Origin of the sequence: Rhizobacter sp. (assembly GCA_021153565.1) — a bacterium.
GTDB lineage: Bacteria > Pseudomonadota > Gammaproteobacteria > Burkholderiales > Burkholderiaceae_C > Albitalea.
Window position 1 is genome coordinate 1 of the sequence record JAJKJU010000287.1, and the last position, 10,175, is coordinate 10,175.

At 63.0% G+C, this 10,175-nt stretch carries 5 protein-coding genes; 1 reads left to right on the forward strand and 4 read right to left on the reverse strand.

Annotated features, from left to right (window positions below; genetic code table 11):
- Positions 1-629 precede the first annotated feature (629 nt).
- Entirely contained in the window at positions 630-2,267 is a 1,638-nt protein-coding gene (gene nadB / locus AC30NL_RS18145; protein WP_489465388.1) for an L-aspartate oxidase, read from the reverse strand.
- Between the two features lie 428 nt (positions 2,268-2,695).
- Here nadB and AC30NL_RS18150 point away from each other — a divergent pair, with 428 nt between their 5' ends.
- Positions 2,696-4,045: a hypothetical protein gene (locus AC30NL_RS18150; RefSeq protein ID WP_489465389.1), complete on the forward strand. Its 1,350-nt coding sequence runs from the start codon at positions 2,696-2,698 to the stop codon at positions 4,043-4,045.
- Positions 4,046-4,220: 175 nt separating this feature from the next.
- Here the strand turns inward: AC30NL_RS18150 and clpB are convergent, their stop codons facing one another.
- The 3 genes from clpB to AC30NL_RS18165 all read right to left on the reverse strand — a co-directional run bounded on the left by clpB (position 4,221) and on the right by AC30NL_RS18165 (position 9,991).
- Complete coding sequence (clpB, locus tag AC30NL_RS18155; protein WP_489465390.1) at positions 4,221-6,809, reverse strand: ATP-dependent chaperone ClpB; 2,589 nt, start codon at positions 6,807-6,809, stop codon at positions 4,221-4,223.
- A gap of 166 nt (positions 6,810-6,975) precedes the next feature.
- On the reverse strand, positions 6,976-7,731 hold the full coding sequence (gene otsB / locus AC30NL_RS18160) for a trehalose-phosphatase (RefSeq protein WP_489465391.1): 756 nt from the start codon (positions 7,729-7,731) through the stop codon (positions 6,976-6,978).
- Positions 7,703-9,991, reverse strand: a complete 2,289-nt coding sequence (locus tag AC30NL_RS18165; RefSeq protein ID WP_489465392.1) for an alpha,alpha-trehalose-phosphate synthase (UDP-forming) — start codon at positions 9,989-9,991, stop codon at positions 7,703-7,705. The genes otsB and AC30NL_RS18165 overlap by 29 nt, the downstream gene beginning before the upstream one ends.
- Between the last annotated feature and the right edge of the window lie 184 nt (positions 9,992-10,175).

Below are 10,175 nucleotides of genomic sequence, written 5' to 3' on the forward strand. Positions count from 1 at the left end.
GAACGCCTTGGTGTGAATCATCTTGTGATGCCCCCCATCGCGCTTCCCTTTCGTTCACTCCGTGGTCGGCCCTGGTCTTTCCCAACATCATTTGCCCCTTTGAGCGTTTGGTTCGCGTCGGTGAATGCAGTGCTCCACACAGCAGTGCAGGAATTCTGTCGCCACGCAGCGCTGGGAACCGTCGGGAAAGCGAACTGACGACCTTGATTGCGAAGCGCGCGTGAGCTCAACTTCGCGGGTCTTCCACACGAGTTCGCTGCGCCAGGTCAAAGTCCCGCGGAAATTCGGCCAGCCGAGCAGCAATGGCTTTCGTCACTTCTCGCGCTGGTTGGTCGGCGAGACCGACTCACCCAACATCGCCCACTCATGCGCAGCAGACATCGTCCACTTGCCCACGGATCAAGGGCGCTCAAATGCGCCAAGATCGGGCGCAGTGCCCTTGTAGGGCAAACCAACGTTCGTGCCCAGTCCGATCAGGGTGCTGTGAGGTACAAGATGAAGGCTTCTTCGTCATGCTGACTTTCATCGCTACCTCTCGCAGCCGGCCAGTGAGTTACCACATGGTGCGATGTTGGACTGCACTCAGCTTACTTGCATCCCCAACATGGTGGTGGAGGATCTGACCCAGGTCAACCGCTCAGGCTGTAGGCCTTGGGCTTCTTGCCTTTGCGATGCGCGCGCAGCAGCACCGTCGGAAAACTCACCGGCAGCGTGTGAGGAAAGTCCCGGCTGTAGTGCAGACCGCGGCTTTCATGGCGCATCAGCGCCGACCGCACGATCAGCTCAGCGCAATCGACGAGGTTGCGAAGCTCAAGCAGGTCGCGGTTGACGCGGAAGTTCGCGTAGTAGTCATCGATCTCGCTCTTCAGCAGCTTGATGCGATGCAGGGCTCGCTCCAGCCGCTTGGTCGTGCGAACGATGCCCACGTAGTTCCACATCAAAAGACGCAGTTCATCCCAGTTGTGCGCGATGACCACCTGTTCGTCAGCGTTCTCGACCTGGCTTTCGTCCCACATCGGCAGTGCAGGTGTTTGAACCGTGCGTCGCTCGAGGATGTCGCTTGCGCAGGTGCGTCCGAGCACCACGCATTCGAGCAGCGAATTGCTCGCGAGCCGATTGGCGCCGTGCAGCCCGGTGTAGGTCGTCTCGCCCACCGCATACAACCCCGGCAGGTCGGAGCGTCCCAGCAGATCGGTCACGATGCCGCCGCAGGTGTAGTGTGCAGCCGGCACCACGGGAATCGGCTGTCGCGCGATGTCAATGCCGAGCTTCATGCAGCGCGCATAGATCGTGGGGAAGTGCTCCTGCAAGAAGGGCTCACCCAGGTGCGTCGCGTCGAGCTCCACATAGTCAAGGCCGTGCTTCTTCATCTCGAAGTCGATGGCGCGGGCCACGATGTCGCGCGGTGCAAGTTCGAGCCGCTCGTCGTGCGCCGCCATGAAGCGCGTGCCGTCGGGCAGCTTCAGCAAGGCACCTTCGCCCCGCAGCGCCTCTGTGATCAGGAAGCTGCGTTCCTGCGGGTGGTATAGACAAGTCGGGTGAAACTGGATGAACTCCATGTTCCCGATGCGGCATCCGGCCCGCCATGCCATCGCGATGCCGTCGCCCGTGGCCGTGTCGGGGTTGCTGGTGTAGCGGTAGACCTTGCCGACACCGCCGGTCGCCATCACCACCGCCGAGGCCGCCAGCGTCTCGACGCGCTGGTGGTCGATGTCGAGCGCGTAGATGCCGTAGCAGTGCGGCGTTTCTTCTCGTTTGAGATGGCGCGAGGTGATCACGTCCAGCGCCATCCAGCGCTCGCGAAGCTCGATGTTCGGGTGGTTGCGCACGCGTTCGAGCAGGGCATGGTGAATGGCCTTGCCGGTCGCATCGGCAGCATGTGCAATGCGCCTCACAGCATGGCCGCCTTCGCGTGTGAGATGAAGGCCCAGCGGGCCTTCAGGGTCCGGCGAAAACGGCACGCCACTCTTGACCAGCCATTCGATCGCGTCCGCGCTGTGTTCGGCGATGAACCGCGCCGTTTGTTCGTCCACCAGCCCGGCGCCCGCGTCTTGCGTGTCGCGCACATGGGATTCAATGCTATCGTCGCTGCCCAGCACGCCGACGATGCCCCCCTGTGCCCACGCTGTGGCGCCCTCTTCCAGGTCACGTTTTGCAAGCACGACGACCGGGCGGTGCTCCGCAACGTGAAGCGCAACGGTGAGCCCGGCCAAGCCGGCCCCCACGATCACCACCGGTGCGGTACTGGTTGCAACAGCTTGGATCATGGGCGCGCAAGCCGATGTATTGGCTTCAAGTCAAGAAACCTTTGGTCGGCGATAGGAGGTGATGGGACGGAGCATTCTAGTGTCGCGTCAAGCCACAAGTGTCGGTTGATTCGCGCCGCTGTCGCAGCGCAGTGCAAGGCGCGCCGACGAGTCATAGCCGTCGCTATGGCGAGGAGGCGCAACGCCGCAATGCGCTTCGAGAGCAAGCGAGCAGCCGACACCTGTGGCTTGACGCGACACTGGTGGCCGTCTGCGATTGGAAAGTATGGGCCACGCAACATGCTCCATCGGCGCAACTCCATCCCAACATCGTGGGATGGTCGCCCTGACCGGGCTGTGGAATCATGAAATTTGCGGCCTCCGCGAGGGGCCTGCTCACCTACACTGCCCAAGACAGAAGCGCATCTTCTCTGGCAGGGAATCGAACCATGAACCTTCCCAATCCCGGAGGCTCCGCCTGGACTGCCTCCCAACCGCCAGACGAGCAGGCCGCCAAAGAGCCTGAAGCCTGGCAATCCACGCGAGCGCAAACGCAGATCGTGCGCGATGAAGACGCGTACCTGGAGGCCGAGCAAAAAGACGTCGGCCGCCTCGTCGGCGATCACCTGCGCGAACTGTTCGTCACCTGCGACGCGGGGCCCGCGATGCAGCAGCAGTTCGAGCATCTCCACCCCGAGTTCATCGCCATCCACGACGTGGCCACGCATTCGTCGCGCAAGCTGCTCGCAGGCATCGCCGCAGCGAGCAAGGGCGCAGTGCAGAAGCTGGTAATCCGTCGACAGGGCCACGGCAACACACTCGCCACGCTTGAGTTCGTCGAACTGCCTACCGCCGAAGGCAAGGCACTGCGCGTCTACTCGACCGAAGCCGATGCCGACACCACCTCGCGCCATGCACTTGCGCGCACCCTGCTTGGCTTCAGTACGCTCAGCGTGATCCTCGTCGGCGACGTGCCGGGCCATTCGATCACCGGCATCTTCAAGCCGCTGCACGACGACATGATCACCGGGCCATGGCCCAATCGGAATCTGCTGCTCCTGCCCCTGTCCCCTGCCAACGCGCTGGTGACGCAGGGCATGGAGCTCGGGCGCGGCACCGGCGTCAATGTGCGCACCACGCCGCATGTGACAAGGCCTGCAGACGCGTGGAATTTCATCAGCAGCACTTGGGGCCGCCTGCGGCAGGAGATGCGCTCGGGCGCATCGCCGGCATCCGGATCGCCGCCAGCCGCGGGCTATGGCGCGCAGCCGAAAGGATTGGCTGCGACACGGCAGTCGTCGTTCGCTCCGCCCATGGCGCAAGGGGCCTTGCAACGTTCTGCGCAAGAAACCGGGCATCGGTCAAGTGCTCCACTGCCGTTGAGGCCCATGCCGCCCGTGCCCAGCCAGAGTTCACGCGATGCCGCATCACTCGACCCTCTGAGCCGCTACGTGCAGCAGTTGAGCGAACTCACCGGCATGGTGAGCGTGTGTATTTTCGAAGTCGCCACCGGCAACGACCTCAGGCACGCGGGCGCAAGTCCGGGGCCGGAAGATCTGGCAACGCACGGCTCGGACTTGCTGGCGGCCATGCTGACCACCAGCCGCACCTTGGGCCTGGGTCATGCATTGCCTGAAGCAGCCATCACGTTGGGCGCGCATCACTTGGTGCTGCGCGCAGTGCCCAAGCATCCCGGCCTCGCCATGCACGCAGTGCTCGACAAGACCCATGCCAACCTCACGCTGGCGAGGCTGCAAATCATGCGGATGGATGCACTGTTCGAAGCGCCCAGCAGCTGAAATCCGCCGGGCGATCAGAGGCTGAGAGTTTTTCGAGCGTGCCCGAGCAGCGCGTCAAGAGGCACCTGATCTAGGCGCAAAGCGCAGCCATAGCCCGGGCTATGGCGAGCATTTGCAACGACGAGCAGGGGTCTTTGACGTGATGAGCGGGCATGATCGAAATACTCTCAGCCTCTCAGTGGACAGTTCGCCGGAAGACAAACTCGCCCGCTTCGATACCCACCGGAATCACATCCTTCGGCGCGAACTTCCCTTCGAGGATCAGCTTTGCCACCGGGTTCTCGACGTGCTGTTGAATGGCCCGCTTCAAGGGCCGCGCACCAAAGACCGGATCGAACCCCGCCTTCGCCAGTTGGGCCAGCGCCGACGGCGACACGTCGAGCTTCATTTCCATCTTTTCCAGGCGCGACTCCAGCACCTTCAACTGGATCTTCGCGATGGCCTCGATGTTCTTCGCGTCGAGCGCGTGGAAGACCACCGTCTCGTCGATGCGGTTCAGGAACTCCGGACGGAAGTGCTGCTTCACCTCGACCCACACCGCATCTCGGATCGTCTCGCTGTCTTGGCCCGCCAGCCGCATGATTTCGTGCGACCCGAGATTGGACGTCATCACGATCACCGTGTTCTTGAAGTCGACCGTGCGGCCTTGACCATCGGTCAGTCGGCCATCGTCCAATACCTGCAGCAGGACATTGAACACATCCGGATGTGCCTTCTCGACTTCATCAAGAAGCAGCACGCTGTAAGGCTTTCGGCGCACGGACTCGGTCAGATAGCCGCCTTCGTCGTAGCCTACATACCCCGGCGGCGCACCGATCAGGCGGCTCACCGAATGCTTTTCCATGTACTCGCTCATGTCGACGCGGATCATGTGGTCTTCGCTGTCGAACAAGAAGCCCGCCAAGGCCTTGCACAGCTCCGTCTTGCCCACGCCGGTGGGGCCCAGGAACAGGAACGACCCCGTCGGACGATTCGGGTCTGCAATGCCCGAACGTGAGCGGCGAATCGCATTCGCCACCGCGGTGATGGCTTCGTCCTGCCCCACCACTCGCTCGTGGAGCTTTGCTTCCATCTGCAGCAGCTTCTCGCGCTCGCCCTGCATCAGCTTGGACACCGGAATGCCCGTGGCGCGCGCCACGACTTCGGCGATTTCTTCAGCGCCCACCATCGTGCGCAGCAGCTGGGGACGGCCCGGCTCGGCTCCCTTCTTCGCTTCCTTGGCTTGCGCTTCTTTCAGCGTACGCTCGAGTTCGGGCAGCTTGCCGTATTGCAGCTCTGCCACCTTGTTGAAGTCGCCTTTGCGCTTGAATTCCTCGATCTGCGTGCGAATGCGGTCGATCTCCTCCTTCACGTGAGCAGATCCTTGCGCCGCGGCCTTCTCGGCCTTCCATATCTCTTCCAGGTCGGCAATCTCGCGGTTCAGTCGCTCGATTTCCACCTCGATCAGGCCGAGCCGCTTCTTCGACGCCTCGTCCTTCTCGCGCTTGACCGCTTCACGCTCAATCTTCAACTGGATCAAGCGGCGGTCGAGCTTGTCGATCGCCTCCGGCTTCGAGTCGATCTCGATCTTGACCTTGGCTGCCGCTTCGTCGATCAAGTCGATGGCCTTGTCGGGCAGGAAGCGATCGGTGATGTAGCGATGGCTCAGCTCTGCCGCGGCTACGATGGCCGGGTCGGTGATCTCTACACCGTGGTGAACCTCATATTTTTCCTGCAGGCCGCGCAGGATGGCGATGGTCGCCTCCACAGTGGGCTCGCCCACGAGGATCTTCTGGAAGCGGCGTTCCAGCGCCGCGTCTTTTTCAATGTACTTGCGGTATTCATCAAGCGTGGTCGCGCCGATGCAATGCAGTTCGCCGCGCGCCAAGGCCGGCTTCAGCATGTTGCCCGCGTCGATGGCGCCCTCGGCCTTGCCGGCGCCCACCATCGTGTGGATCTCGTCGATGAAGACGATGGTCTGGCCTTCGTCCTGCGCGACTTCCTTCAGCACGGACTTGAGGCGCTCCTCGAACTCTCCACGGAATTTTGCGCCTGCAAGCAGCAGGGCCATGTCGAGCACCAGCACGCGCTTGCTCTTGAGCGAGTCGGGCACTTCGCCCGCGACGATTCGCTGGGCCAGGCCTTCGACGATGGCCGTCTTGCCCACGCCAGGCTCGCCGATCAGCACCGGGTTGTTCTTGGTGCGACGCTGCAGCACCTGGATAGCACGGCGGATTTCGTCGTCACGGCCAATCACCGGGTCGAGCTTGCCTTTTCTGGCTCGCTCGGTGAGGTCGAGCGTGTATTTCTTCAAAGCCTCGCGCTGGCCTTCAGCTTCGGCGCTGTCAACCTTGTGTCCGCCGCGCACCGCGTCGATGGCGGCTTCCAGGGCCTTGCGACTCAGGCCGTGTTCCTTGACCAGGGGCCCGAGCGTCTTGCTATCGGCTGCGGCCAACAGAAACATCTCGCTCGCGATGAACTGGTCACTTCGCTTTGAGGCTTCTTTTTCCGCGGCCTGCAGCAAGGCTCCGAGTTCCCGGCTGGCCTGAACCTGTTCGCCGCCTTGCACCTGGGGCAGCTTGTTGATTTCTCGTTCGAGCGTGGCTTGCAGCTTCGCGGTGTTCACCCCGGCACGTTCGAGCAATGCCTTCGGACCATCGGGCTGGGCCAGCATCGCGGCGAGCAAATGCACCGGCTCGATGTAGGGGTTGTCGCGCGTGACGGCCAGGCTTTGGGCATCGGCCAGGGCTTCTTGGAACTTGGTCGTGAGTTTGTCAAGTCGCATGGTTAATCCTCTCGATTCCTTCGATGTAAGGGAATTCGGCGTGAATTCAAGCCGGATCGATTCAACGCGGGATACGAACCCATGTCACTTCGGTGAATGCCGGATTCGATGCAAGGCGCGACCAGGAAGAGTCAGGATTTGGCCCGGATTGTTTCTGGCCAAATCCTCAAGTCCCCGCCAGCGCCTGCATTCGCTCAAGAACCTCCACCAGTTCCGCGTCGCTGTCCAAGAAGAACATCGCGCGCGACAGCGGATCTTCCCGCCCGATCTTGATCGTGAGCCAGTGCGGTGTGGCGCGCATGAAGACCGCCTCGTCGTTGACATCGTCACCGACGAAAACCGCCCCGCCCGCTTGTTCGCGCTGCACCAGCGACGCGAGCGCATCACCTTTGTCGGGCAGCCCGGTCGCCATCACGTTCACCACGCACTTCCCGCCGAAGCGCTTCACCGCCGGCTCCACCCCCTGAAGCAATTCCTCGATGCACACCAGCGCCGCGCCGGGGTCATGCGTGAGGCGGTAGTGCAAAGCGAGCGAGTACTGCTTGTCCTCGACAACGATGCCGCTTCGACGCAGAACCTCGGATCGAGCCTCGATGCGATGCCGGATCGAGTCGAGCGCCTGGGACGCCGATGACGGCGGTCCGAGTTCGGGATCCTCCGCGCCGTGGTTTCCGATGATGTACCGCGGATGGAAACCGAGCCGGGGTTCCACGTCCGCCACGCTGCGGCCGGTGATGATCGCCACCGGCCAGCGCGCGCCCAAATGCGCAAGTGCTTGCGACACCGCAGCAGGAACCCTCGCCTCGTGCGGCAGAGCCACGATCGGCGCGAGCGTTCCATCGAAATCGAACGCCAACAGCGGCGACAACCGCATCACGGCGTCCAGGGCCTGATCACCCTCGGGTGAGAAGAGGTGCCGCATCGATGTGAGAGTCCTGGTGTCGTTGAACACGTGCTTCGATCCGCTCGCGCAAGCGCGTGCGGCCCGCATCGGCCAGCATGCGGCCAGCCCATCGGTAGACGTTGAATTCGCGCACCGTCATGCGCAGGCTTGCCATGCGCTCGTGCTGCTCCGCCGCCGGCATGGTGATGGCGCGCAGCAAGGCGTCCGCCGTCTCTTCGACGTGGTACGGATTGACGATCAAGGCCTCGGGCATTTCGCGCGCCGCCCCGGCGAAGCGGCTCAGGATGAGCACGCCCTGCTGGTCGTCGCGCGCCGCCACGAATTCCTTGCACACGAGATTCATGCCGTCGTGCAGGCTCGTCACCACGCACACGTCGGCGCCGCGGTACAGCTGGTTGACGGCGTCGTGTCCGAAATGCTGCGCGAGCAGATGCACAGGTGCGTAGCCCGCCCGGCCGAAGCGCTCGTTGATGCGCACCGTGACGTTGTGGATGCGGTCCTGGAAAGACTTGTATTCCTCCAGCGAACTGCGCGACGGCGCCGCCACCTGCACGAAGGTGAATCGCCCGATCCATTCGGGGTACTTCTCCAGCATGCGCTCCACCGCATGCAGCCGCTCGAGAATGCCCTTGGTGTAGTCGAAGCGGTCGACGCCCACGGCGACCTTGTGGTCGGGTCCGAGGTTCAGCCGATCGAACAATCTCCTGCGGCATGCCTCGATGGATGGCCACGACGCCACCACTTCCTCGTTGGGCCATTCGATGGAGATCGGATAGTCGGCAATCAAGGTCGTGTCCTGCTGAAACGAGATCGTCGAATGCTCATGCTCGATGCGCGCCTCGAGGTAGCGATCCACAGTCTCCAGGAAGTTCTTGCAGTGGTAGCGCGTGTGAAAACCAAGGATGGTGCTGCCCAGCATGCCCTGCAGCAATTCGCGGCGCCATGGGCATATGCCAAAGGATTCGGGGTTGGGCCATGGGATGTGCCAGAAGGTCAGGATGGTCGCGCGCGGAAGCCTGGCGCGAATCATCGCAGGCAGCAGCGCAAAGTGGTAGTCCTGCACCAGCACGATCGGGTCTTCACTGCGCGACTCGGCCACCACCGCATCCGCGAACCGCTGGTTCACTTCGCGGTAGGCCTGCCAGTCGCTTTCGCGGAATACCGGCCGCACGTGGGCCACGTGGCACAGCGGCCACAGACCTTCATTGGCGAAGCCGTAGTAGTAGCCCTTCTCTTCCTCGGCCGTGAGCCACAGGCGCTTGAGCGTGTAGTCCTCCTGGCCCGGCGGCACTCGCACTCGGTCGTGCGAATCGACCGCCTTGCGATCGGCGTTTCCGCTGCCGTGCGCGATCCATGTGCCCGAGCAGGCGCGCATCACCGGCTCGACGGCCGTCACCAGCCCGCTCGCGGGGCGCTTGACGACGATATGGTCGCCCTCCATCTCGTGGATGTAGGGCTCGCGGTTGGACACCACGATCACCTGATCACCTCGCAGCCGGGTATGCAGCAAGTTGCGAAGCTTCTCCGGATTCCATTCGGCCTCAGGGCCCTGGGCACGGCGGTATTCGTCCTCCAGGTCGCGCAGCCGGGCACGCAGGTCTGCTGCGAAGGGCTGCAGTTCCGGCGGCGGCTGCGAGTTGCCATTGGTCGGCCCCAGCATCGGGCTCAGCAAGCCCTCGCCGCGCATGATGGCACGCACGCCCGACACCCAGCCGCGCCAGCTCAACTGAGCCACCACCATCGTGATGAGCGCCATGGCGAGGCCCAGGCAGGAGATGAGGATGATCAAGTAGCGACGGGTGTCGAGGCTGCGGCGGTCGACGAAGCTCAGGTCATGCAGCAGCACGAGGTCCGCGATGCGCCCGGTTTCAGTCGTTACCGGGTGGATGCCGACATGCACCGGTCCGCCTTCGATGCGCAAGCGCGGATCGGGCTGCTGCGCCATCAGATTGGCGCTGCCGCAAGTCAGTGTCTTTGGAAACTGTGCCGTGCGCACAAGCATGGTCCCATCGGGCGTGCACAGCCCGATGGCCACCATGCGCTCATCCTGGATGGCCCGGTCGATCAGCGACTGCAGCCGCTTGCGGTTGTCTTGCGCCAGCGATTCGCCGATCGGGTCGGACAGCGTGTTGGCGACGAGTTCACCCCGGGTGTTCAAGTCCCGCGCGAACCACCTGAGCGTGAGCTGATCCATCAGAGGCAACGCCAGGTAGGCGGCTGCTACCAATGTCAGCAGAAGGGGAATAAGAAAGCGAAGTTGAAGGCGGAGGGTTTTCACGTGAACGGTTCTGTGACTTTTGTAATCGTGATGGCCTGGACGACCTTAGAGGCTGAGAGTTTTTCGAGCATGCCCGAGCAGCGCGTCAAAAGGCGCCTGATCTAGGCGCAAAGCGCAGCCATAGCCAGGGCTATGGCGAGCATTTGCAACGACGAGCAGGGGTCTTTTGGCGTGATGAGCGGGC